Origin of the sequence: Chondromyces crocatus, from assembly GCF_001189295.1 — a bacterium.
GTDB classification, from domain to species: Bacteria; Myxococcota_A; Polyangia; order Polyangiales; family Polyangiaceae; genus Chondromyces; species Chondromyces crocatus.
Genome location: NZ_CP012159.1, coordinates 2,823,570 through 2,846,891, shown reverse-complemented (window position 1 = coordinate 2,846,891; position 23,322 = coordinate 2,823,570). Strand labels below are relative to the sequence as shown.

At 70.6% G+C, this 23,322-nt stretch carries 18 protein-coding genes; 13 read left to right on the top strand and 5 right to left on the bottom strand.

Annotated elements, in window-relative coordinates:
- Positions 1-11 precede the first annotated feature (11 nt).
- The 4 genes from CMC5_RS10605 to CMC5_RS10590 all read left to right on the top strand — a co-directional run bounded on the left by CMC5_RS10605 (position 12) and on the right by CMC5_RS10590 (position 4,996).
- Positions 12-1,451 carry a glycosyltransferase family 2 protein gene (locus CMC5_RS10605; protein ID WP_050430290.1) on the top strand — a complete coding sequence of 480 codons (1,440 nt, stop codon included), beginning with the start codon at positions 12-14 and terminating at the stop codon, positions 1,449-1,451.
- Between the two features lie 445 nt (positions 1,452-1,896).
- A complete protein-coding gene (locus tag CMC5_RS10600; RefSeq protein ID WP_082362374.1) occupies positions 1,897-2,865 on the top strand; it encodes a DUF2169 family type VI secretion system accessory protein in 969 nt (322 codons plus the stop codon).
- A gap of 20 nt (positions 2,866-2,885) precedes the next feature.
- Positions 2,886-3,809, top strand: a complete 924-nt coding sequence (locus CMC5_RS10595; RefSeq protein ID WP_050430288.1) for a hypothetical protein — start codon at positions 2,886-2,888, stop codon at positions 3,807-3,809.
- A gap of 23 nt (positions 3,810-3,832) precedes the next feature.
- On the top strand, positions 3,833-4,996 hold the full coding sequence (locus CMC5_RS10590) for a DUF2169 family type VI secretion system accessory protein (protein WP_082362373.1): 1,164 nt from the start codon (positions 3,833-3,835) through the stop codon (positions 4,994-4,996).
- A 3-nt stretch (positions 4,997-4,999) separates the two neighbouring features.
- Here the strand turns inward: CMC5_RS10590 and CMC5_RS10585 are convergent, their stop codons facing one another.
- Positions 5,000-5,434, bottom strand: a complete 435-nt coding sequence (locus CMC5_RS10585; RefSeq protein WP_050430286.1) for a hypothetical protein — start codon at positions 5,432-5,434, stop codon at positions 5,000-5,002.
- Between the two features lie 153 nt (positions 5,435-5,587).
- Between CMC5_RS10585 and CMC5_RS10580 the strand changes: the two genes are divergently transcribed.
- Both CMC5_RS10580 and CMC5_RS10575 read left to right on the top strand, forming a co-directional pair.
- Positions 5,588-6,298 carry an aspartate/glutamate racemase family protein gene (locus tag CMC5_RS10580; RefSeq protein ID WP_050430285.1) on the top strand — a complete coding sequence of 237 codons (711 nt, stop codon included), beginning with the start codon at positions 5,588-5,590 and terminating at the stop codon, positions 6,296-6,298.
- Positions 6,299-6,380: 82 nt separating this feature from the next.
- Entirely contained in the window at positions 6,381-7,214 is an 834-nt protein-coding gene (locus CMC5_RS10575) for a DUF4142 domain-containing protein (protein ID WP_082362372.1), read from the top strand.
- Between the two features lie 13 nt (positions 7,215-7,227).
- On the opposite strand, the gene CMC5_RS10570 is transcribed toward CMC5_RS10575, so the two are convergent.
- Complete coding sequence (locus tag CMC5_RS10570; protein ID WP_050430283.1) at positions 7,228-9,912, bottom strand: HEAT repeat domain-containing protein; 2,685 nt, start codon at positions 9,910-9,912, stop codon at positions 7,228-7,230.
- Positions 9,913-10,084: 172 nt separating this feature from the next.
- Here CMC5_RS10570 and CMC5_RS10565 point away from each other — a divergent pair, with 172 nt between their 5' ends.
- The 4 genes from CMC5_RS10565 (at position 10,085) to CMC5_RS10550 (ending at position 17,370) form a co-directional block, all read left to right on the top strand.
- Positions 10,085-12,088: a hypothetical protein gene (locus CMC5_RS10565; protein ID WP_050430282.1), complete on the top strand. Its 2,004-nt coding sequence runs from the start codon at positions 10,085-10,087 to the stop codon at positions 12,086-12,088.
- 122 nt (positions 12,089-12,210) lie between these two features.
- A complete protein-coding gene (locus CMC5_RS10560) occupies positions 12,211-14,217 on the top strand; it encodes a hypothetical protein (protein ID WP_050430281.1) in 2,007 nt (668 codons plus the stop codon).
- Positions 14,218-14,290: 73 nt separating this feature from the next.
- The gene (locus tag CMC5_RS10555; protein ID WP_050430280.1) at positions 14,291-16,135 is read left to right on the top strand and encodes a hypothetical protein; all 1,845 of its coding nucleotides are present in this window, start codon (positions 14,291-14,293) and stop codon (positions 16,133-16,135) included.
- 14 nt (positions 16,136-16,149) lie between these two features.
- Entirely contained in the window at positions 16,150-17,370 is a 1,221-nt protein-coding gene (locus tag CMC5_RS10550) for an SMI1/KNR4 family protein (protein WP_156338433.1), read from the top strand.
- A 28-nt stretch (positions 17,371-17,398) separates the two neighbouring features.
- On the opposite strand, the gene CMC5_RS10545 is transcribed toward CMC5_RS10550, so the two are convergent.
- From CMC5_RS10545 to CMC5_RS10535, 3 genes are all read right to left on the bottom strand, one after another.
- Positions 17,399-17,803 (bottom strand): VOC family protein, encoded by a 405-nt coding sequence (locus CMC5_RS10545; protein WP_050430278.1) that lies wholly within the window; start codon positions 17,801-17,803, stop codon positions 17,399-17,401.
- 221 nt (positions 17,804-18,024) lie between these two features.
- On the bottom strand, positions 18,025-18,909 hold the full coding sequence (locus tag CMC5_RS48420; protein WP_050430277.1) for a helix-turn-helix domain-containing protein: 885 nt from the start codon (positions 18,907-18,909) through the stop codon (positions 18,025-18,027).
- Between the two features lie 13 nt (positions 18,910-18,922).
- Complete coding sequence (locus tag CMC5_RS10535; RefSeq protein WP_156338432.1) at positions 18,923-20,011, bottom strand: hypothetical protein; 1,089 nt, start codon at positions 20,009-20,011, stop codon at positions 18,923-18,925.
- A 148-nt stretch (positions 20,012-20,159) separates the two neighbouring features.
- Here CMC5_RS10535 and CMC5_RS10530 point away from each other — a divergent pair, with 148 nt between their 5' ends.
- The 3 genes from CMC5_RS10530 to CMC5_RS10520 all read left to right on the top strand — a co-directional run bounded on the left by CMC5_RS10530 (position 20,160) and on the right by CMC5_RS10520 (position 23,269).
- A complete protein-coding gene (locus CMC5_RS10530) occupies positions 20,160-21,074 on the top strand; it encodes a hypothetical protein (protein ID WP_050430276.1) in 915 nt (304 codons plus the stop codon).
- Between the two features lie 925 nt (positions 21,075-21,999).
- On the top strand, positions 22,000-22,785 hold the full coding sequence (locus CMC5_RS10525; protein WP_050435837.1) for a HipA family kinase: 786 nt from the start codon (positions 22,000-22,002) through the stop codon (positions 22,783-22,785).
- Between the two features lie 4 nt (positions 22,786-22,789).
- A complete protein-coding gene (locus tag CMC5_RS10520) occupies positions 22,790-23,269 on the top strand; it encodes a DUF3037 domain-containing protein (protein ID WP_082362371.1) in 480 nt (159 codons plus the stop codon).
- The last annotated feature ends 53 nt before the right edge of the window (positions 23,270-23,322 follow it).

Here is a 23,322-nt window from a genome sequence, read left to right as displayed (position 1 = left end):
GAAAGGGACGGATGAACGTGAGATCGACGTCGACCAGCAGCACCCCGAACCTCGAGATCCACGCATCCCAGCGTTACCGCTCGCTCCGCGCCCTGGTGCCTGCTTCCATCGCGGTCGCGGCGGTCTCGCTCGTCGCCTGGTATCCCGTGCAGCGCTTCGCGCTCGGCCGGGCCGACGTCTCGCTGGCCGACGGCGTCTCTGCCTCCGCGATCGGCCTCGTCGCGGCGGCGCTCGCGTTCACCATCTGGCGCATCGTCCTCGCCGCGCGCTACCAGCCGGTCCCGCTCCCCGCCGAGAAGCACCTCCCCATGCTCACCGTGGTGGTGCCCGCCTTCAACGAAGGCCGCCAGGTGCTCGACACCCTCGTGTGCCTCTCGCGCAGCGACTACCCGGCCGACCGCCTCCAGATCATCGCCGTCGACGACGGCAGCCAGGACGACACCTGGGCCTGGATGCTCCGCGCCAAGCGTGAGCTGGGCTCGGTCATCGAGATCGTGCGGCAGCCCGAGAACCGCGGCAAGCGCCACGCCCTCGCGGCCGGCTTCGCCCGCGCCCGCGGCCAGATCGTCGTCACCATCGACAGCGACTCCGAGGTGAACCCAGACACCCTGCAGCACATGGTCGCCCCGTTCGTGGCCGACCCCTGCGTCGGCGCCGTCGCCGGCAACATCCGGGTCATGGCGCGCCAGGAAGGCACCATCGCCCGCATCCTCGACGCCTCGTTCACCTACTCCTTCGAGCTGATCCGCGCTGGCCAGAGCGTGCTCGGTGCCGTGCTCTGCACCCCGGGCGCCGCCGCCGCCTACCGCGCCGACCTCGTGCGCACCGTCCTCGAAGAGTGGCGCGACCAGACCTTCATGGGCCGCCCCGCCAACATCGGCGAGGACCGCGCGCTCACCAACCTGATCCTCCGCGCCGGCTTCAACGTCGTGTTCCAGGTGGACGCCATCGTCGAGACCAAGGTCCCCAGCAACTACCGCGCGCTGAGCCGCATGCTCCTCCGCTGGGGCCGCAGCAACGTCCGCGAGTCGCTGGCCCTCCTCACCTTCGCCTTCCAGCCCCTCCGCCCCACCGGCATGCTCGGCCTCCGCCTGCTGGCCCTCCAGGGTGCCTTCGCCATCCTGCTCAGCATGTTCGGCACCGCGGGCCTCGTGGTCGCGCTCTTCACCTCGCCGCTGGCCACGATGATCGCCCTCTTCGTCGGCACGATGCTCACCGCCATCGTCCCTGGCCTCGGCTGCCGCATCCTGCGCGGCCCGGGCGTCGCGCCCTGGATGCTGATGTACGGCTTCTGGTCGACCTTCGCGCTCTCCTGGATCAGCCCCTGGGCCGTCCTCACCCCCCACAACGGCAACTGGATGACCCGCGCGCTCAACTCCGGCACCACCCCGCTCCCGCTTCCCGTCCCCGCACGGCAGCGCGCGCAGCTCGCCAGCTTCGCCGAGATGTGAGCCTGTCCCGGCCCTGAGCGGCCATCCCCCTACAACGGACTTACTTGCGACTCAGCGCCCACCCCGAGCGCTGAGTTGCTCTTTTGTGGGTCCGTGATCGGCCATGATGGACCGCGAAATCCGACTGGTTCCAGCGCGAGACGCCTGTTGGTCCATCGACTGGATGGTGTGACCTCGTACGACCTCGGCATGGCGTCATGGGCACCTCGAAGCGCAGTGGCGCCCCTTGTACCGTTCCCTGCGTGTGCAGTAGCTTCGGGAGGTCGGCGCAAGGACGGCGTGCTTGCGTTGAAGGAGGGCGGGATCATGGCGTCTGTACGTGCTGCCAGCAGCGTCGGTCCGAGCGATCGCCGGAGCATGCCCCCGCCAGAGCGCGCGCCCCTCCTCTCCCGCTGCGCCAGCTGCCGAAGCCGCCCCCGCGCGGCCCCGCCCTCATGGTCCCTCCATGGAACTCACGAACCTCACCCGTTACCCCGCGGGCCTCGCAAGGATGCTGTACGGCGAAGATCGCATCGCCGCCTCCTTGCTCGTCCGTGTGACGTACGACCTTCGCAATGAGCGTCTCGTCCCGAGCGAGGAGCAGCCCTGGATCGTTTCCAGCGCCCCCTGGCCGGGTCCACAGGGCGTCATGGATGGCGACCACATCTTCTACAAGGAAGGCGCCGACGTCTTCCTGTTCGGGCGCGCCATTCCACCCGGGAGCAAGCCTGCCACCAGCATGGCGGTCGTGCTGACGATCGGCGCCAGCTTCCACCGCACCGTTCGCGTCTTCGGCCCGCGCGTGTGGCATCGCCGCCTGGGCGAGCTGGTACCGACATCGCCCCGACCGTTCACGTCGCTGCCTTTGACCCTGCAGTACGCCTACGGAGGGAAGGACACGTGGGACGAGCTCGACATCCCCTACCAGGAGAACCCGGAAGGGATGGGCTTCCATGTCGAGGAAGCGAACGCGATCGACAGGCCCTTGCCCTGCGTGGAGGAGCCCGATCAGCTCGTGACCCGCTGGGACGATCACCCGCTCCCCGCAGGGCTCGTCCCTTACCCGCCCGAGTCGCCCCTGCGCGCGAAGCATGGCCTCGTCAGGACACCCGAGGGCAAGCCGAAGGTGACGCCGAGGTTCTTCAACGCCGCCTTCCCGCCCATGATCGCGCAAGGCATCGCGGCGGGTGAGGCGGTGAGCGTGACGGGCGTCTCGGAACGCGGCCCCCTGAACTTCACGCTGCCCACCCATGCGTTCGCCGCGCGGCTCCGCTTCGGAAGTGAAGCGCACGAGATGCCCCTCGCCATCGATCAGGTGGGCATCGAGGTCGACGCCCGACGGGTGTTCATCGCCTACCGGTATCCCTTCCGGTACGTCATCCAACCGCTCCAGGCCCGGCGCTGCGAGCTCGTCGAACTCTCCACCCCACGATAACCCCCGCGAGCGGCTTGCACATGATCTGCTGCGTCATCGCCAACAACCACTGGATGTACGGGCTGGACCTCCACCAGGGGTTTCCCGCCCTCATCTTCGCGCCGATGATCCCTTATGCGCCTCACGTGGTCGTCGCGCGCGTGCGCTGGGGCCCCTGGACTGGCGCCTCGTCGAAGGAGGCGACGACCGTCCAGACACCTGGCGGCAACGTGATCTCGAAGGTCTTCGACATCGGCGCCCTCATCCCGCACGTGACCTTCCCCGCCCTGGATCACATCGTGTGGATGCTCCTCTACACGCTCCTGAGCTCGTCCCAGGGCCACTTCGGCGTGGCGAGCGTCGTGACCGACAAGGGCCCCATCGCGGTGGCGCTCATGCTCAACGTCAACCCGCAGCTCGACTGCGGAACCATCCCCTTGCCCACCGGCGTCGTTCAGGCCGACAACACGGTGGTGGCGGGCCTGACGCTGGGCGACCTCATCGCCGGCCTCCTCTCGATGCTCCTGACCGGCGTCGTCACCTGGGGAATCGGCAAGTTCATCTCCTTCGGGGGCTCGAAGATCCTGTCGGGCCTCGTCGGCGTCTTGCCGCCCAGGCTCGGCCTGCCGACGGCCGTCGTCGCAGCCGTCCTGAGCAAGCAGGCGCCGTCCGTGCGAGCCGCGACCGAAGCGACGGCGGGGTGGTTCTTCGGCTCGCCGATGGGTTCGAGCGCGTCGGGTGGCCTCGATGTGCCCGGCCTGGGTGAGATCGCTCCACTCAAAGACATCGGTACGCCCTACGACTGGCTCACGGGTGGCGGAAACCCGATCTCGAGCTTCGCCGACGGCGTGGGCGGCTTCGTCGACGACAACATCAGCGCGGGCGACTACTTCGACAACACCGCGCTCCTTCCTCCGTTCCCCTGGACGCCGCTGCCGGTCCCCGTCCCCGTACCCGTTTCGTGACCCGACCTGGAGCGTGACGATCCATGCCGCCGATCACTGCCCCTGACGCTTGCGTGGCCCAGCTCTCGGCCCAGGACGACCAGCGCTACGTCCTGTCCGTGGTCGCCAAGCGGACGTACCGCATCGACGACGCGGGCGTCGCCGTCGTGGCGGAGGAACAGCTCCCGCTCACCCGCGACCTCGTCACGAGCGAGCAGGACCCGAACCTTCTGCTGCACGACGCCGACCTGATCCCCCTCAAGCCGCGGACCGACGTGATCGTCCACGGGCATGCGTACGCACGAGGCGCAGCGCAAAGCCTCGTGGCGTCCGTGCGAATCGGCGCGCACGTCAAATCGATCATGGTCGTCGGGAACCGCCGATGCGCCCTCGATGCCACGAAGAAGGTCATCATCTCGCCCCCGGAGCCCTTCGACCGGATGCCGCTCTCGTTCGTTCACGCCTATGGCGGTCGCGATCACGCCACGGAGGCCCGGCAGGGCAACCCCCATGCTCCCCTCGCCCCCTACCTGGTCGGCACGCATCTCCGCGCGGAGAACCAGAGCCCCTACCTCTACCCCCGGAATCCCTGTGGCAAGGGCTACGTCGTCGAGGCGACGAAGAACGCCCTCGAGCGGTGCGCGCTACCCAACCTCGAAGACCCCCGGGACCCGCTCACCCCGGAGCGGCTGGTGGTCGGCTCACCCGAGCGATGGATCTACATGCCGATCCCTCAGGCCTTCGGCTGGGTCCACTGGGGCTGGTTCCCTCGCGCCGCCTTCGGCGGCATCCGCCAGATCCACGAGCGCGTCGACGCTCCCATCCCCGAGGTCGTGCGTGGCGACATGCCGCAAGAGGTCCTCGACGCCCCTCACCCCATGGCCCTCGCGTACGAGCACCTGCTCCGCGTGCAGAACGGGGCGCCACTCGACCTTCAGCTCCCATCCCTCTCCGGGAAAGAGATCATCACCTTGACCCACGTGCATCCCACGAAGCCGGAGTGGTCCATCCACCTTCCGGGCAGACCACGCCGCATCTGCACCGACGGCCGCGAGGGCCGACTGAACGAGACCACCCCGGTCTTGCAATCGATCCTCATCGAGCCGGACCGGTCCTTGCTGAGCGTCGTCTGGCGGGGCAGCGCGCCAGCCCGGCGTCCGTACTACCCGGAAGAGCTGACGCGGATGCCTCTTCTCGTGGAATGGTGACCCTCACACGCGCGGACGCGTCCGACCGCGTGGGCCGTTGCCTGCCGTCCTCGCGCCTCTGGCGGGTGGCGCATCACGCTTCTCGGGTGCGTTGCTCCTCGCGATGGTGCCCACGGAGTCCATGATCACGCGGTACTCGAACGCAAACGGCAGCCCCGCACCCCGTGGCTCCCAGCCGGCGGCGAGGGCACACCAGATCATGTGGCGAACGAGGGCGGGGGTGATGCCCGTGCCGTGAGGGGTGATCCCGTTGTCGGGACGGGTGACGCCCAGGTCGACGATGAGCACCCGCGTCGGCCCCTCGGCGATTGCCTGGACCGCGAGGTGCATTGGACGCAGTGCGAGCGCCTGTGCGCGGGTTGGCTTCTTGCGGATGGTCCAGAAGAACGCGGTGTCACCGACCTGGACCCGACGTCGACCTTGCCTCGGGAGCGTCATGTGCGGAGGGCCAGTGTACGAGCGTCCTCGGTCCGCGTCACGGCGCGTGGCCCCCCCTCCACGGCGTACGAAGTCCCCGGGTCCGCGGTGGTTCGCCTCGGGCAGCCCCTCGTTCCTCTCCCCTCACGAGGCCGCGCGTCCTAGAACCCGCTCATGCCCCAGCACATCGGCATCGTCGCCTGCTCCGCCGAAGGCGCCGCGCTCTGCTACCGGACCCTTTGCGTGGAAGGCGCGCAGTTCCTCGGCCCCCATGGCCACCCCGAGGTCTCGCTGCACACGCATCCGCTCTCCGACTACATGCAGTGCATCGACCGCGACGACTGGCGAGGCGTCGGCGCGCTGATGCTCTCCTCGGCGAACAAGCTCGCGCGCACCGGCGCTGATTTCCTGATTTGCCCGGACAACACCATTCACCAGGCGCTCCCCTTCATCGAAGCGCAATCGCCCTTGCCCTGGCTGCACATCGCCGAGGTCGTCGCCGCCCGGGCCGTCGAGCGCGGGTTCCGGCACCTGGCGCTGACCGGGACCCGCTGGCTGGTCGAGAGCGAGATTTATCCGGAAAAATTCGCAGCGCGCGGACTCTCCTGGACGCGCCCGGACGCGGCCGAGCGAGAAGAGATCAACCGCATCATCCTGGGCGAGCTGGTGCAGGGCGTCTTCACGCCGGAGGCTGTCGCCACCTTCCAGCGGATCATCGGCCGGATGAAGGGTGAAGGCTGTGACGCCGCCGTCCTCGGTTGCACCGAGATCCCGCTGCTCCTCGACGACGACCGCTCCCCGCTGCCGACGCTCGACTCCACGCGCTTGCTCGCGCGAGCGGCGCTGCAGCGCGCCATGCAAGGGGCCCCGACTCCACCTGGATGACTGCCAGGCCCACCCGCGCGCACCGTCTCCGGCACAATCATCGCAAGCGATTCCAGCCGGAATCACTCACCAGGAGGCCATCATGCGACGAGTCTGGATGCTGGCTGCGCTCGCATTGCTCGCGGGGTGCGACCCAGGCAACCGCGGCGATGTCATCGCCGCCGAGAAGCCCCAGCCCGTGGCACCAGGGCAGGGACAGCCCGGCGGTGTGATGGTCTTCGGGACGGTCATGGAGGACGAGGCGAGCGCCACCGCACGGCTCCTGGCGGCCACCGCCGTCATCGCCCAGGCGGGCATCGATCGCTGCGCCTTCGCCCAGCGGCATGCCGCCTCGCCGGCGGTCCAGGCCTTCGCGGGCAAGCTCCTCGCCACGCACCGGCGCAATCTCGCCAAGGTGCACGAGCTTTCCCGAGACAAGCACATCGACGTCGGCAGCATGAGCCGTTCCGACGCGCAGATCACCGCCCTGGCCCTCGCGAACCAGGAGGATCTCCGCGTGCTCCGCTCCCTGTCGGGCTCGGCCCTCGACGCCGCGTTCATGGCGGGCCAGCCCACGAGGCAGGTGCTGATCGAGCGCATCGCCGTCGAGGGTCAGCGCGTCTCGCGAGACCCCGACCTGGACTACTTCTTCTCCGACGTGATGTCGCAGGCGCAGGTGGCGCGCGACGACGCCATGCGCATCACGCCCATCGCCTGCGGAGGGCACCCTCTCCGAGCCGGGGTGATGACCGCGGTCCCCATCGAGATGCCCTCGCGGCGGGACGAGATCCCTGCGGTCGACAGCCCGGATCCCGCCGTGCGCTCGGCGCTGCCCGGCGAGGGCAACGACATGGAAGTCGGCCCTCGCCAGGGGAGCCGCTACGGCATCAAGGGTGAGTACCCCTCGCAGGACGGTCGACCGCTTCCCAGGCGCTGAAGCCCAGCGCCCGTCAGCGGCAGCGCCCCTTGCCCTCCAGCGCCGCGCGTGCCGTCTCCTGCGTCGCGCGCGGGACGCCTTTCTCCAGGAGTGGCGCCAGGCGCTTCGCCAGGTCGGGCGGGTGGACATAGCCGAGGGCGGCGATCGACGCCTGCCCCAGCCGCTCGTCACGCTCTCCACCCGGCGCCCGCGCCCGCTGCGCGAGCGTCGTCCAGAGATCCACCGCGCTCCGGTCACACATCACACCGAGAGCCAGGAGCGCGCGCGCCCTCACCTCGGTCAGTTCCTCTGGCTCCTCGGCCCGTGCCCGCACCACCTCGCGGTGATCGAGCGCCTGCCGCGCCCCCAGCGCGTCGAGCGCCTTGCCCCGCACCTCGGGCGACAGATCGGAGACGGCCTTTGCCAGTGCCCGGTCCACGCTCGCGCCGCCAGGCGGAAGCGACGCGAGCGCGCTCGCCGCCTTGGATCGCACGAACGTCCAGGGATCCGCGCCGAGCCGCAGCGCGAGCGCCGCCTCGGTCCCACGTGGCGCTTGCGCTCCTGCGCCGATCACCTCGCCCAGCGACCCGACGGCCGCCTCGCGCACTCGGACTACCGGGTCGGCCACGGCCGCAAGGAGATCGGAAGCGAGGGCGGGCACCTGCGCCGCGACCTCGGCCGCGCGCGCCCTGATGTGGGGATCCGCATCGCTGCGCAGCGCATTGCGGAGCCACGCGGTCGCCCCGGCATCTCCTCCTCTGGCCAGCTCCGCCGCCGGCGAGAGCAGAAGGTAGCGGGTGCGGAACGACGCCCCTTTCACGGCGAGCTGCCGGAACGCCGCATCGCTGCCCTTCAGCCGTGAAAGCGCCGGCCCCACCGAGCGCAGCAGATCGATGCGCACCCCTTCGGGCCGCGGGGCCCCGGGCTCGCTGCCTTCCTCGGGCGACAGCTCCAGCTCGAACGCGAGGCGGGCCCGGCTGCTCTGCGCGGCCATCGAGAGTGCAGCGCGTAGCTCGCTACGGGTCGCGGCGCTGGCATCGACCATCGCGTCGAGAAGCACCGGCACGGCCGCATCAGGCGCCGCCACGGCGAGTTCTCGCGCCACGACGGACAGCACCGCGAGCCCGGGCTTCCGCGCCAGGATCTTCGCCAGCGCCGGCGCCGCGCCACGACCACAGCGGCGAATGCGATCCCGCGCGTGGTGCGCCTCGGGATCCGGCCCCTCGGGCATGAGCGCCCGCTCCGACCGTCGCTGCTTCTTCGCAGCCGCCTCGGTTTCGGCAGCGGATGCGAGCCGCTCGGCGAAGAACTCCGCGTGCACGGCGCAGGACGACCCGTCGACCACGCCCATCGCCAGGAGCCGCCCTTGCTGGTCCAGACGCTCGTACCCCTCCATGGCGGCTCGAACCGACGCCGGACCGCTCCGTGCGAGCACCGCCGCCGCCGCACGAGCGCGCTCCCCACCGCCCGCGAGCGCGCCGACCAGCGCCTCGGGCGCCATCCCGTCGAACGCGGTCCGCGCCGTCACCTCGCTGAGCGTCACCTCCGGATTCTTCACCCCCCGCGGCACCGCAGCGTCCTCGATGACCAGGGCCACGCACGAGGTCTGCACCTCCTCGGGGAAGGTCACCTCGAAGCCAGCGCCGTCTGCACTCCAGGCGTCCGCGGGCACCGAGACGGCGTACAACCGCTCCGTCGTCGCCACGTAGAGGGTCCGCGGCGCCGTGGCATCGGGGCTCACCGTCACGGACTTCGGGCTTGCCCCACCTGCCGCGCTCGTTCCTGCGACGCCGGCGGCTCCCGCACCGGCGGCTCCCGCGCCCCCTGCCCCTGCCGCATTCACTCCAGGAGCACCCACCCCACCAGCGCTCGACGGCCGGAACCGCAGCTCCAGCCCCTTCAGCGCCACCTCGCTCGGCGCCGAGAACGCGATGAACTCCCCTCGCCCGATCCCTGCCTTGGCCTCGGCCCACGACGTCGCTGGATCCCCGTCCGCGATCTCGGCGATGCGCTTGCCCAGCGCGCTCGACGCTGCCGTCGGCCGCAGCGCCTGGAAGCCTGGCGCAGCGTACGGCGCGTCACCACGCACTGCGGGGAGCTTCACGGCACGGGCGCGCTCCTCGGCGCTCAGGTTCTGCACGGTCGCGCCCCGGGCGAGCGTCATCGTTGCAGGATCGACCGCCCGCGCCGCCACCACCGTCGGCCGCCCGCACAGCGTCACGTCCGCGCGGCGCTGCCCCACGATCACCCGGATGCCCTTCTCGGCGGGCTCCTCGATCACCACCTGGCTTTGCTCCTCGCCGTGCTCACCCCGCTGCACGTCGGTCCATCCGCTCCAGAGCACCAGTGGCGCCCGCCCTTTCCCGGCGAGTGGCGCCGCCACGAGCGCGGTCCAGGCGCCGATTTCACCAGGCACGTCGATCCGCGCGAGCTGCTTGCCCCCTTCGAGCCGCACCGACCGCATCCGCGCGCTGCCCAGCCGACCACGCACCTCTGGGGGGACGGTGAGCGCCTCACCGCCCTCCGCCGCACAAGGCGCCGCGCTGCACACGCGCCCCACGAGCCCGCCACCTCCCCCCTGAAGTGCCAGCGCTTGCTGACCTGCACCTGCGGGCACCAGAAGTGCCTGGGCCTCGGCCGCTGCGGCGACGGGCGCACCGATCCCCACGAAGAATGCGCCAGCGAGAAGCGCGGTGAACGAGCGAGACCTCGACGTCATGGGCGCCAGGGTAGTTTTTCGGCACGCGGTGACCAGCCGGATCGGACACCCCACCCGAGCAGGGCGCCGCGGAGCCACCCCGACCGAACGACGCCCCGCGCGGAGCCCCTGGGCGGGACGGTTCTGATTCCCTGGCTCCTGGACATCTCCTACGCTCGACCCTGGATCCCCCATGGCACGCGAGGCCCCTGTGCTTTCCGGAACCATCGAGCACGCGAAGCACCGCAACGCAGCGCTCTCGATGGCCTCAGGCGCCCTCATCCTGGTGGTCGGGATCGCATTGCTTTTAACGTGCCTGTTCGCCCGGGAGACATCGCTCCCGATGCTCTTCCTCGGCCTGATCATGAGCGTACGGGGCGCGATGTACCTCGCCGCCGCAACGCTCCAGCTCTTCGACAGCTCCGCGGTCCAGCCGATCAACAAGGCCGAGAGCCTGATGTACGCACGCCGCTTCGCCGAGGCGGAAGAGCATCTCGACTACGCCGAGACCCGCGCCGTCAGAACGACCCATTTCCTGGCAATCGCTCTGAACCGCGCGAACATCGCCTTGCGTCGAGGGCGCGTGAAGGAAGCGCTGCGGCACACGACCCGCGTGATCGAACGGCCCCCGGGATGGGGGAGCCGCGCCGAGAATCAGCTCTCCATCACGTCCGCCCTCTCCCTTCGCGCCCTGCTGAGTGCCCCCACCGCTGCGCCTGCCGACGTCCTCGCCGACATCGAAGCCGTGCATCAGAGCGACATGGTCACGGAAGAAGCACGGGGGCGTGCCGAACTCGCGCGCGCCGTGCTGATCGAGCGCACAGGCGACCACGAAGCGCTCAAGCGTCACCTGCGAGAGAAGCGTTCCCTCCTCTTGCAGATCCCGCATCTCGACGAGCGGGCCCTCGTCCGCGCTTACCAGCGGATGACCCAGGTCAAGTCCGCCAGCATCTACCGTCAGATCCCGGAGATGTCTTTTGCTGCGGCCCCCGAAGGTGATGGCTGGATCCGTCAGCTCTCCCCGAGTGCGGCCGCCTTCCTCACACCTGGCGCCCACCCGACCGGCGCATCGAACGCCGACATCGACGCGCCGCTCTCGTTCGAGCCCTCGCCCTCCAGCGTCGACCAGCCCGCCCGGGAGGGTACCGAACCCTTCACCCGCGCCCCGATCGAGGCCAGGATCACGCGCCCATCGCCTCGCTTGCTGCGCTCCCTCCTCACAGGCTCGGCGGTCGTCGCCGCCGTCCCCTTGGGCATCCACCTTCTTTCGCCCGCGACCCTCCCGGCACTGGGAACGTGGGTCCAAAGCGTCGTCCTCTCGACGCACACCTTCTTCAAGCACATCCTCCCCACCCTCCTCCTCCTCATGATCTCGTGGGTCGCCTGGTGGTTTCTGGGCATGTACCTCCAGAAAAAACGCATCGCCGACGCCGTCTTGCTCTTCGACCGAGGCGAGGAAGAGCGCGGCCTCGCAGCGTTGACCTCCCTCATGCACCAGGTCAGCGACCCCATCCTGGCTGCCTCGACCCATTTCACACTCGCCATCGTGGCCGACCGCCGTGCCGATTTCGACACGGCCTTGCGCCACTGCAACGAAGCCCTTCACAGGCTCGATTCCCCGAGGCTCCGCGCCCTGAGCTCCGACCAGCTCTTGCCCTCCCTCGTGGCGAAGCGCGCGCTTCTCTTCGCTGCCACCGGACGCCATGCCGACGCCAGGGCCGAGTTCGCCTTCCTCGCCGCCAACCACCCGACGTACTCCAGCCTCGACGCCTCGCGATTCCAGCTCGCCCTCGTCCTCGCCGCCTCCCGCGGCGACCTGGAGCGGCTCGCGGCACTCAGCCAGCAGACAGGCGGCCGCGTTCTCCCCGTGTTCGACGATCTGCTCGCCTCGCTCGGACATGCCGCCGCACGACCCCACGCCATGGGCCCCGGCGAGCGGGCCCGTCTCGAAGCCGAACTGAACGACGATCCGGTGATCCACGAGTGGCTGCAGAAGGTCGCCCCTGCCCTGCTCACCGCCTTCATCCAGGCCGGCGAGCAAAGCGCCGAGGAAAACTCGGGTGCGTTCCGCACGGCCCGATGCCCGGTCACCCACGCAGACGCCGCAGCCATCACGGAAGCCGAGGCAGAGGTCGAGGCAGAAGCCGCGGCCCGGACCGCAGCGAACGCGCGAAGCCCCGACGTCATGGACACCTGAGCCTGGTTTTGGCGTGCAGAAGGTCGCGCTCGCCTTCTCCCACCTCAAAAACAAGCTCACAGTACGGTCTGCTCGGGGTTCCGTGTCCCCTTGCGACCCCCTGACCTTCGCACGTACCCCTCATGGCCCGCGAGATCCCTGCCCGCTTCGGCGTCACCGATCACGCGACCCGTCGCGGCGCGACGTTGAAGATGGGGATCGGTGCCATCCTCTTCGCCTACGGCATCCTGCTGCTCTGCTTGATCGATGCCGCGGCCCTGCTTGGCGCCACCCTCTGCGCCATCGGCGTCGCCCTCCTCGGCCTCGGCGCCATGAGGCGCGCCCACGGCCCCACCGTCCAGATGCTCCACCGGGCGGAGAACCTCCTGTTCGCTGGACACCTCGGTGAAGCGCAGGAGCTGCTCGACCTTGCCGAGGCGAGCACCCGGACCCCTCTCTACCTGCGCGCCGTCGACCTGCACCGCGCCACCATCGCCCTCCGCAAAGGCGCGCTGGAGGACGCCCGTCTCCATGCGGACCGGGGCATCCAGCGCCCGCTGAGCCGCGTGTCCCGGGACGACGATCAGGTCACCCTCGCCTCCGGGTATGCGCTCCGTGCGCTCGTCCGCGCCTCCATGGCGGATCGCGAGGGAGCGCGCGCCGACATTGACGAGGTCCGCCGCTGCCCGGTTGCGCCGCTCGAAGCGCTCTCCCGTGCCGAGCTGGCGCACGCCATCCTCCTCGAACGCGCTGACGACCGCGCCGCCCTCGCTCGCCACTTGCGGGAGAAGCGCGCGCTGTTGCTGGAGACGCCTCATCTCCGCGAGCGGGCCATCGTCCGCGCGTACCAGCGCATGCTGAAAGCTCGCGCCACCAGCGTCTACCGGGAGGCCGCAGAGAAGATGCCTGGAGACGAACCCACGCTCGACGCCTGGGTCGCCCGCCTCGCCCCCGGCGCCGCCGCCTTCGTCCACGCCCAGCGCGCTCGCGTGAGCGACGACCCGGCGCGGCCCGCACCGGCCCGGAGAGACCATGACCCGCGTCGCCCTCCTGCCCCGGATCCACTCGCGCGCGCCACGGCCGAGGCCAGAGCGAAGCTGTCCTCGTCACACCCCCTGCGCCAGACCCTGGCCGCGCTGACCATCTTCGTCACCGTCGTTCTCACCACCTGGCACGTCATCGCGCCCAGGGTGTTCCCTGCGCTCGTGGAGCGCCTCGCCACAGGCGACGGCATCTCCACCACCCACCTCGACATGCTCGGCGCGCTCTGGGTCGGCCTCTTCGCCACCACCGTCGCCTCGATCGCTCACCACACCCGGCGGCAGCACCGCCGCTTCCTCGAGGCCTCGAGCGCCCTCGCCCGTGGCGACGAGGAGCGCGCCCTCGCCGCGCTGACCCGGCTCGGACACGCGCGCAGCCGTACCCTCGCCGCCTCGGCGCACCTCGCGCTCGCCACCGCGGCCGAGCGCCGCGCCGACCTCGCCACCGCGCTCCAGCACTGCGAGGAGGCCCTCGCCCGCCTCGACACCCCCTCCTCACGCGCCCTGGCTTCCGACCAGCTCGTGCCCTCCATCCTGGCGGAGCGCGCCTTCCTCTTTGCCGCGACCGGCCGCGACACCGACGCCGCCGCCGAGATCGCCCTCGTCACCGAGAACTACCCCGCCCACGCCGGCCTCGACGCCGCCCGCCTCCGCGTCGACCTCACGCTCGCTGCCAGCCAAAGCGACCTCACGCGGGTCGCAGAGCTCGCCGAGCAGGCTGGAGAACTCCCCCTCTCCCCCCGGGACGAGCTGCTCACTGCCCTCGGTCGGGCCGCCGCGGACCCGAGAGCCGCCGGCGCCATCGAGTTCGATCGCCTCGAAGCCGAGCTGCGCGACGACCCACGCGCCCATCGCTGGCTGCACCAGGTGGCCCCGACGGTACTCGCCGCCTTCGCCCGCACCGAGGAGCAGGCCCCCGACCCCGTGGACCTCATCTGCCCGATCACCCCGGGCACGCGGACCGAGCCCCTCGACGCACCCCACGCGAAGACGGACGCCGACGCGACCCGAGACGCCGAACTCGAAGCCGAGGCGAGCGCAGAAGCAGAACGCGATGCGGCCCTGGCCACGCTCACGCCCCCTCGCCCACGCGCGTCCCCCGAAACGTAGCGCGGGGGAACACGGGCATCCCACGCCAGCTGCTGCGTTTTACGACGGACGGCCCTACCCTCGCCCCAGCATCATGGCCGAGCCCCTCATCGCCCGTCTCGGGATCCCCCCGCATCCCGCCCACCGGAAAACGACGCGCGACGCCCGCATCGGGATCGTCGCCATGCTCGTGGGCGTGGGCATCTACGCCCTCATCGGCGTCCCGACGCTCTGCATGGCGCTCTTCGTTCTCGGCGGCTTCCTCACCTTCGCCAACCTGCGGCGACGCGCTCGCAACGCGACCCAGCACCTGCTCAACCGCGCCGTCGGCCTCCTGTTCGACGGACGCTTCGCCGACGCGAAGGAGCTGCTCGATCACACCGAGACCACCACACGGCTCCCGGCCTTCCTGCGCCTCCTCGACATCCACCGTACCGTCCTCGCCCTGCGGCAGGGAGCGCTGAAGGACGGCCTGCGCCACGCGGACGGCGCGCTCTCCCAACCCCTCGGCCGCAACAGCCACGACGAGCAACCCCACGTCTCCATCGCCCAGGGCCTCCGCGCCCTGCTCCGGGCCTCCACCGGTGATGACGACGGCGCGCGCCGTGACACCGAGGCCGTCCTCGGCAACGCCCACGCGACCCCCGAAGCCCTCGCGCGCGCCGAGCTGGCCACCGCCATCTCCCTCGAGCGCGCAGGCGACCGCACCGCGCTCGCGACGCACCTGCAAGCGCGACGCACACTGCTCCTCGAACACACCCATCCACGCGAGCGCGCCATCGTCCGCGGCTACCTGCGCATGCTGAAGGCCCGGACGACGAGCATCTACCGCGAGACCGCCGAGCAGCCCCCCAGCGACGAGCCGCCGAACGCCGACTGGCTCACCCAGCTCGCCCCTGGCGCTGCCCCCTTCGTGCCCGAGGCCGCGCGACGCACCGACGACGGCCCCCGCGCGCCTGGCCCCTCCACCTCCACGCGAACGCCAGCGACCCCGCGGGTCGACCCCACCGCCCGCGCCGCCGCCGAGGAACGAACGAAGACCCCCCGCAGCCAGCAGTGGATCTGGATCACCGTCATCGCGCTCCCCCTCATCGCGCTCACGCTGGCCCTCGACCCCTTCGATGCGAACCCTACCCCCGCACCGACCGCGACAGCGCCCCTCGCGCAGCTCGGATCCATCGTCCTCTTCTACGTCTTCCCCATCGCCGTGTTCCTGACGCTCATCGGCTTCTTCCTCGTCCAGAAGCGGCGGTACGCCGACGCCTCCATCGCCACGACCCTCGGCGCCCTCGCGCGCGGTGAAGAGTCCGCCGCCATCGCCGAGCTGACCCGCATCAGCGACACCCGCGCCCTCCTCTTCGCCGCCCAGGCGCACCTCACGCTCGCTGGATGGCATGACCGACGCGCCGACTTCCCCGCGGCCCTGCGCCACTGCGACGCGGCCCTGAGCAAGCTCACGTCGCCCCTCTACCGTGAGCTCGCCTCCGACCTCCTCTTCCCGGGCATCCTCGCCGAGCGCGCCTCGCTCCTCGCCATCACCGGCCGGGTCGAGGACGCCGAAGCCGAGTACCAGCTCCTCGCCGAGCAGTTCCCCCTCTACGCCTACCTGAACGCCACACGCTTGCGCCTCGATCTCACCCTCGCTGGCGGCCGCGGCGACCTCGCCGCCGTGGCCGCACTCGCCGAACGGATCGGCAACCTGCCCCTCTCCCCCCGCGACGAGCTGCTGGCGGAACTCGGCCGAGCTGCTGCGCACCCCGATGCGGTTGGCGCAAACGAGATCGCCCGCCTCCAGACCGAGCTGCGCGACCTGCCCGAGTACCGGCGCTGGCTCGACGCGGTCGCCCCGCAGGTCCTCACCGCGTTCTCCCAGCTCGGTCAGACCAGCGACCTCGGTGAGACGGACGCAGACACCCCGCCGAGCGCTACCGAGCGCTAGAGTTGCGAACCGAGATGACCCCCCCCACCTCGCAGCAGGCTTCGCAGCTCATCGACGCCGTGACCGACGGCGAGACCTCAACCGTCACGAAGCTCCTGAAGGCGGGCGCGGATCCGGACACACGGACGGAGGACGGCGAGCCTGTCCTCTCGGTCGCCTGTAGCGAAGGTGACCTCGCGACCGTCTCGGCGCTGCTCGACGCCGGCGCAGAAGTCGACGCACTCGACGGCCTCGACGAGCCCCCGCTCGCGTCGGCTGCTGCCGAAGGCCACGTCGACCTCATCGCCCGCCTCGTCGCAGCCGGGGCCGACGTCCACCTGCGCTTCGGCGAAGACGAGCACACCCACCTGACCCGCGCGCTCGACGTCAACCTCGTCATGGAGCCCTCCCTGCAGGTCATCGAGGCGCTGCTCGCGGCCGGCGTCGATCCCAACACCCCGTCCGGCAATGGATGGAGCCCGCTCCACTACGCAGCGAGCTTCGAGGAGCCAGGCCTCGTCGACATCATCGATGCGCTCGTCGCGCGGGGCGCCGATCCGAAGCGCCCTTCACCGCGCGGCATCTACGCCATCGACCTCGCCGAGCGCCACGCCCCGGACGAGGTGAAAGCGCGCCTCCTCGCGCACGGCAGCCCCACCCTCGACGAGGCCGCCCTGCTCCGCGTGCAGGCCTTCTGGGCGCGCATCCGGCAGTGGCTCACGAAGCACGCCCCCACCTACGAGGCGCGGATCGCCAGGGCGGCTTCCGCCTCCCCCCAGGACATCGAGGCCCTCGAAGCCAGGCTCGGCGCGTCCCTACCCCCGGATTTCCGGGCGCACCTGCTCCTCTTCGGAAAAGGCGGCGCGACGTCGGCGGACCGCGCGTGGTTCTACGAGTACACGGGCCTGTCCATCGCCGAGATCATCGATCGGTGGGAAGGCCTGGAAGAACTCCGGCAGAAAGGCACCTTCGCCGATGCCACCCCGCACGAACTCGACAGGGACGACGACAAGGTGAAGTGGACCTGGTGGCATCGGGGCTGGATCCCCTTCGCCGAGGATGGCGGCGGGAATCTCTTCTGTGTGGATGTCGATCCAGAGCCCGAGGGGAGCCGAGGGCAGATCATCTGCTGGGAGATGCACAGCGGCCCCGTCGGCCCGAGGGCCGACGACTTCGACACCTTCCTCGACGAGTACCACGAGGAGATGATGCAGGGGCGACTGGAGTACACGGGCGAGACCCTCTGCCGGAAGTGACGCGCCCCCCCCCGCGCCGCTCACGCCCTCACGTCTGCGGCGCGTTCTGCCCCAGGTACGTCGCGATGAACCAGTGGTTGCCCCACCGATCCTGCACCCCGGCGCCGCGCTCTCCGTACGGCTTCACCTCGGGCTTCCCCGTCGACGTCGCCCCTGCGGCCAGCGCGCGCTCGTAGACCGCGTCCACATCGGACACGTAGACGTGCAGCGCCGACGCCCCCGGCTTCCACGTCGCGTTGCCGTCCGCCACCTCGATCACCGTGTCGTCGAGGCGCACGGAGGCGTTCATCACCTTGCCCGCCTCGTTCGCATGGCGCTCCATCAGCTCCGCACCGAACACCTCTTTCAGAAACGCGATCAGCGCGTCGGCCCCCTCGACGATGAGGTACGGAACCGCCGCCTGGTACTTCGGGGGAATGTAGTGGACCGCCATCTCCAGACTCCTTCCAGTCACTGCGTTGCTTCTCGGATCCAGCGTCGAGTCTCGCCCGCCGCGCGTCGAGCGCTCACGGCGCGGCCTCCCGACCGAGTCCACCGGACTCCGCCAGGTACGCCCGCCCGACCCGACGACATCTAGGCGTCCCCCACGCCATGGTCTTGGAAAAAAGTCACCCGGGGTCTCTTCCGGCCCGCGCCCCGTGCCCCGCATCCCCTTCAGCCCCCCTCGGCCCCCGAAGGATCGAGCACGCTCGTCCCGCTCGGGTAACGCGACGTCACCAGCACCCGCGGCGACATCCCGCTCAGCTCACGGAAGTCCGCGTTCATGTGCGGCTGATCGTAGTACCCCGCTCCGAGCGCCACCTCCGCCAGCGACGGCGCCCCTGCGTCCAGCAGATCGAGCGCCCGCCGGAAGCGCACCACGCGCGCGTACCGTTTCGGCGTCGTCCCCACCTGGTCCCGGAACAGCGTCGCCAGCCGCCCCTTCGACAGCCCTGCCCGCTCCGCCAGCCCCGCGATCGCCGCCTCGCCTCCGCTCCGCTCGATCCCCGACGCCACGAACGCGATCGCCGGATCGAAGCCCGCTGCGCGCACCAGCCGCTCGCTCACCCACCGCGCCAGCACCCGCAGGCACGCCTCGGGCGACCGCGTCACCGCGCACCGCTCCAGCAGCTCCGACGTCACTCGACCGAGCAGATCCTCCAGCCGCACGAACTGCCCCAGCACCTCGACCAGCGGCATCCCCAGCAGCGCGTACGCCCCGGCAGGCCGCAAGCGCACCGCGACCACCCGGTGTACCGGCGGCTGCTCCAGCACCGCCGCGCGCAGCAGCATCCCCGAGAACGCCCCTCCCGAGAGATCCTCGGCGCCCACCCCCTCCACCATGCGGATCTGCGCACCCAGGTTGAGCACCAGCTCCAGCGACCCGTTCGGCAAGAGCCGCTCGCGCAGGTTCGTGAGCAGCCCCTCGGAGTACCAGAACGCCTCCACCCAGGGAGCGAGCCCCGCTGGCCGCCACGAGCACTCCGTGAACCGCCCATAAGGCGCGTCGTGGTGCGTCGTGATCGGCCCTTCTTCGGGGCGCTTCGAGCCGGACGCCATGCAACGAAGAGGCTTACTTCGGCGCCTCGCTCGACGGAATCCAGAACCCACCGTCCTCCGGCGGCGTCATCCCCAGCGACACCGGCAGCACGTTGGTCCACCCGGCGATGGTCTCCATCATGTACAGCTCCGCACCGGCCTCGATCACGCCGATCGGCTTCTCTTTCTCGTCGCGCCGCGCCCGCACCGGGATCTCCTTCGTCGCCTTCACCACCGGCGGCGAGTTCTCCAGCGCGAGCTTCGCCCCGGCGAGCGCCGTGGTCGGCGGCACATACTGATCGCGCAGCTCCCCCTTCTTCAGCGCCTCCAGATCCCCCCAGCGCGCCCATCCATCCACGCTGATGTCGCTCCGCGACTGCACGTGGACGAACCCCGCCTTCGACTCCGTGCTCCAGAAGAGCTGCCCGCTGCCCTCGATCATCTTCAGCGAGAAGACCACCGACCCGTTGGCCCGATCGTACAGGTCGAGGGTGCTCCTCTTGGTCATGTAGCCCCGCGCGTTCCCGGGCACCTCCATCGGCGTCGCCTTCCCGGGCTGGAGCGAGAATGCGTCGCACGACCCCGACACCGGCACCTTCTGGTTCTCCGTCCCGCCGATGGTCAGCTCCGCGCGCAGCGCGTCCGCCGAGGCGGACACGATCTTCACCTTGTGCCCGCTCGTGGCCCACACGTGCGACGGCACCACCGACAGATCGCGCATCGTGAACACCGTCACCTCCGACACGGGCACGTACGCATCGAGGCGCAGCGACGGGCTCCCCGCCGAGGTGCTGAGCCGTGCCCGCGCCTGCGCCGGATCCACCGGGATCTCGCTCAAGGTCATCGGCACGAGTGCGCCCGTGAGCGTCGCGATCGCGCGCCCGCCCATGGCCGCATCGAAGAGCTGCTGCCCCTTTCGCCCCGCCTGAGTCCCCTTCAGCTTGCACCCCGACACGGCCAGCACGGACGACGCTGGCTGCGCCGCCGCGGGTGTCGAGGGCGACGCCGGCTGCGCGGTGGTCGGCGGCACCTGCGCGAGCGCCTCCTGCGCGTCATGGGCGGCGAGGCCCCCGATCCCTGCCAGGCCAAAGCCCACCCCTGCTGCGAAAAGCGTCCGTCGCATGGCTACCTCCTTCTCTGGTGCTCTGGCCGTACGGCTGGCCACCATCTCGCGTTCTCCTGCTCTTCGATGGTCCACCGAGCTTAGCGGATGTCCTCCCTCGCGTGAAACCGCAGCGTCCGCGCGCCAGGGTGATAAGAGAGCTTCGTCCATGCCCGATCTCGAACTCGCCTTCGCCTCCCCGCGCAAACTCCCTCGCCCGCAGGAGGTCCGCGGCAACGTGGCAGTCCTCGACATCGCCTTCGCCTCCGAGGCCGGGGGCAAGGGCTTCGAGGCGGTGACGCTCCCCTTCATCAAGGGCCTGGGCCCGCGCCTGGTCGCCTGGGTCGACCACCACGACAGCGCTCACCACGCCCGCTACGCCGGCGATCCGCGCTTCACCCTCACCACCAAGGCCCAGCACCCGGCCTGCCCCGAGCTGGTCACCCCCGAGGTCGTCGCCCGCGCCGGCCGCGTCGACACGCTCGTGCTGCACAACGACTTCGACGGCCTCGCCTCGGGCGCCAAGTGGATCCGCGCGGGCATCGAGCCCTACGAAGGCTGCGACGCCGACGCACGCGCCATCGACACACGCACCGGCACCCCTGGCCCCATCGCCACGCGCATCGATCGCGCGCTTCGCGCTCGCCCGCGCGACTACGGCCTCTTCGGCATCGTCGTCCGCCACCTCGCCGCAGGCCTCGCCGACCCCTCGCTCTGGTCGATCATCGACGCGGCCGGCGCCGAACTCGCCCCCCTCGAAGCCGAAGCCCGCCGCATCGCCCAGCGCTACCGCCGCATCGAGCCCGGCATCCTCTTCGTCGACGCCACGAAGCGCGGCGGCTCCTACGACAAGACCTTGCTCCTGCTCATGGGCCAGGAGCGCGCCCGCATCTCCGCCGTCGCCGACGGCGAGAGCGTGACCTTCGCCGCCCGCTTCGACAGCGGCATCAACTTCCTGGAGAAATTCGGCATCTCCGGCGGCATGCCCACCGTGGTGTCGATCCAGCGCTCGAAGCTCACCCAGGCGCTCACCTCCCTCGGCGCCGACCCCGAAGAAGCCCGCCAGCTCGACGCCGACCGCTGAGCGCCCCACGGCGTCGCCCTCCCATCACCTTCGGGCATCACCGCCATCACCGCGTCACCTTCACGACGCCTCCGGGCGAGGCCCGAGGTCGTTGGGACCACGAAACCTCATGTGCGGCATCCAGCCCATGCGCCGGTGCTCACAGAATCCAGGGGCACGAGGGATGGCGACGCGCGGCTGAACCCGGGGAATCCCGTGAAGACCCAAGCTGGCATCCAGTTCCAGAACGTCCAGACCATCCGACCAAAACCAGTACCGAGCCCAGGGACCGTTCCCTGCTTCCTTTGCTGGTGCGGTATCGAGCCCAGGGACCGTTCCCTGCTTCCTTTGCTGGTGCGGTATCGAGCCCAGGGACCGTTCCCTGCTCCCTTTGCTGGTGCAGTATCGAGCCCGGGGACCGTTCCCTACCTCCTTTGCTGGTGCAGTATCGAGCCCAGGGACCGTTCCCTGCTCCCTTTGCTGGTGCAGTATCGAGCCCGGGGACCGTTCCCTGCTCCCTTTGCTGGTGCAGTATCGAGCCCGGGGACCGTTCCCTGCTCCCTTTGCTGGTGCAGTATCGAGCCCGGGGACCGTTCCCTGCTCCCTTTGCTGGTGCGGTATCGAGCCCGGGGACTGGTCCGACCTGATGTCTCTCGTGCTTGCGGCCCCCACCGTGACACCGCGCCCCTCTGGCGTGGCGCCGGCCGCAGCAGAGGCGCCGCGCTGTTTCGCCGGGATGGCGCCGGCGTTCATGGTCGCAGGCCGGCGCTGTGGACTGGACGTCTGGTCTTCGCCGCGACGACGCGCGCGGCCTTGACCTCCGGGGGCGGGGGGGGCTTGCTTTGCGGGTGAAGCCTCGATCCATCGACGCGACCTGGGTGCGGGTCTCGCGGGGGGCGCACCCCGCGGGCCGGCGAGGCCGAGGACGCAAGGGGTGCTCCCCATGATCCGCACGGTGCAGACGACCCGCTACGTGACGCCGCTGCGGGAGGGAGGCTCGCTGCCGGCGCTCGTGGAAGGCGATGACGACGGGATGTACGTGCTGAAGTTCCGCGGCGCCGGGCAAGGGCCGAAGGCGTTGATCGCGGAGCTGGTCGCCGGGGAGCTGGCGCGGGCGCTGGCGCTGCCGGTGCCGGAGCTGGTGTTCATGACGCTCGATGCGCGGTTCGGCGACGCGGAGCCGGATCCGGACATCGCCGATCTGCTCTCGGCGAGCACGGGGCTGAACCTCGCGCTCGACTTCTTGCCCGGCGCGCTGCCGTACCAGGCGCTCGCCGGGGCGAAGCTGGATCCGGCGCTGGCGGCGGCGGTGGTGTGGTTCGATGCGTTCGTGAGCAACGTGGATCGGACGGTCCGGAACCCGAACTTGCTCCTGTGGCACAAGCAGCTCTGGTTGATCGACCACGGGGCGGCGCTCTACGTGCACCACGCCTGGACCGACGAGGTGGATCCGCGGGAGGACGCGCTCGATCCGTCGGCGTTCATCAAGCAGCACGTGCTGCTGCCGTACGCCGGGGATCTGGCGGCTGCGGATGCGATGCTCGCGCCGCGGCTCACGAAGGAGCGCATCGAGGCGATCGTGGCGATGATCCCGGACGCCTGGCTGGAAGGAGCGGAGACGTCCGAGCGCGCAGCGGCGCGGCGGGCGGGGTATGCAGGCTACCTGGAGCGGCGGCTGGAGTCGCCGCGTCGGTTCGTGGAGGAGGCGATCCGTGCGCAGGCCAGACGCTAGTTCGATGCACCGAGGCGCAGCGCCGGAGGACGGGGAACCGCTGGATGGCGCGCTGGATGGAGGGCCGGAGGGAGGCGCACGGCAGGCGTTCTGCTCGTTCGAGAGCGCGGTGATCCGCGTCGTGCCGCGCGTGGAGCGAGGCGAGCGGATCAACGTGGGGGTGGTGGTGTTCTGCCGGGAGCACGACTTCCTCGGGCTGCGGCTGGAGCCCGACGAGGGGCGGCTGCTCGCGCTGGCGCCGGACCTGGATCTGGAGGCCGTGCGACATCACCTGGCGTTCCTCGAAGCAGTGGCGGCAGGAGAGGCGTGCGGGGGTGCCGTGGCGCAGCTGCCGAAGGTGGAGCGGTTCGGGTGGATGGTGTCGCCGACGAGCACCATCGTGCAGCCATCGCGTCCGCACACGGGGCTCTGCACCGCGCCAGCTCAAGCGCTGGAGCGGCTGCTGGACCGGCTGGTGCGGGTGAAGATCTCGCGTCCGGGGTGATCGAGGAGGGCTGCGCCGTCGCTGGAGGAGGCGTCCTCCGCGATGGCGCAGCG

Bases quoted from the DNA above. Each gene is read 5' to 3' on its own strand.
- CMC5_RS10585 (WP_050430286.1), bottom strand. From the start codon at position 5,434: ATGACGCTCCCGAGGCAAGGTCGACGTCGGGTCCAGGTCGGTGACACC.
- CMC5_RS10555 (WP_050430280.1), top strand. From the start codon at position 14,291: ATGGCCGAGCCCCTCATCGCCCGTCTCGGGATCCCCCCGCATCCCGCC.
- CMC5_RS10545 (WP_050430278.1), bottom strand. From the start codon at position 17,803: ATGGCGGTCCACTACATTCCCCCGAAGTACCAGGCGGCGGTTCCGTAC.
- CMC5_RS10535 (WP_156338432.1), bottom strand. From the start codon at position 20,011: ATGCGACGGACGCTTTTCGCAGCAGGGGTGGGCTTTGGCCTGGCAGGG.
- CMC5_RS48420 (WP_050430277.1), bottom strand. From the start codon at position 18,909: ATGGCGTCCGGCTCGAAGCGCCCCGAAGAAGGGCCGATCACGACGCAC.
- CMC5_RS10595 (WP_050430288.1), top strand. From the start codon at position 2,886: ATGATCTGCTGCGTCATCGCCAACAACCACTGGATGTACGGGCTGGAC.
- CMC5_RS10580 (WP_050430285.1), top strand. From the start codon at position 5,588: ATGCCCCAGCACATCGGCATCGTCGCCTGCTCCGCCGAAGGCGCCGCG.
- CMC5_RS10590 (WP_082362373.1), top strand. From the start codon at position 3,833: ATGCCGCCGATCACTGCCCCTGACGCTTGCGTGGCCCAGCTCTCGGCC.
- CMC5_RS10570 (WP_050430283.1), bottom strand. From the start codon at position 9,912: ATGACGTCGAGGTCTCGCTCGTTCACCGCGCTTCTCGCTGGCGCATTC.
- CMC5_RS10530 (WP_050430276.1), top strand. From the start codon at position 20,160: ATGCCCGATCTCGAACTCGCCTTCGCCTCCCCGCGCAAACTCCCTCGC.
- CMC5_RS10565 (WP_050430282.1), top strand. From the start codon at position 10,085: ATGGCACGCGAGGCCCCTGTGCTTTCCGGAACCATCGAGCACGCGAAG.
- CMC5_RS10560 (WP_050430281.1), top strand. From the start codon at position 12,211: ATGGCCCGCGAGATCCCTGCCCGCTTCGGCGTCACCGATCACGCGACC.
- CMC5_RS10600 (WP_082362374.1), top strand. From the start codon at position 1,897: ATGGAACTCACGAACCTCACCCGTTACCCCGCGGGCCTCGCAAGGATG.
- CMC5_RS10550 (WP_156338433.1), top strand. From the start codon at position 16,150: ATGACCCCCCCCACCTCGCAGCAGGCTTCGCAGCTCATCGACGCCGTG.
- CMC5_RS10520 (WP_082362371.1), top strand. From the start codon at position 22,790: ATGCACCGAGGCGCAGCGCCGGAGGACGGGGAACCGCTGGATGGCGCG.
- CMC5_RS10575 (WP_082362372.1), top strand. From the start codon at position 6,381: ATGCGACGAGTCTGGATGCTGGCTGCGCTCGCATTGCTCGCGGGGTGC.
- CMC5_RS10605 (WP_050430290.1), top strand. From the start codon at position 12: ATGAACGTGAGATCGACGTCGACCAGCAGCACCCCGAACCTCGAGATC.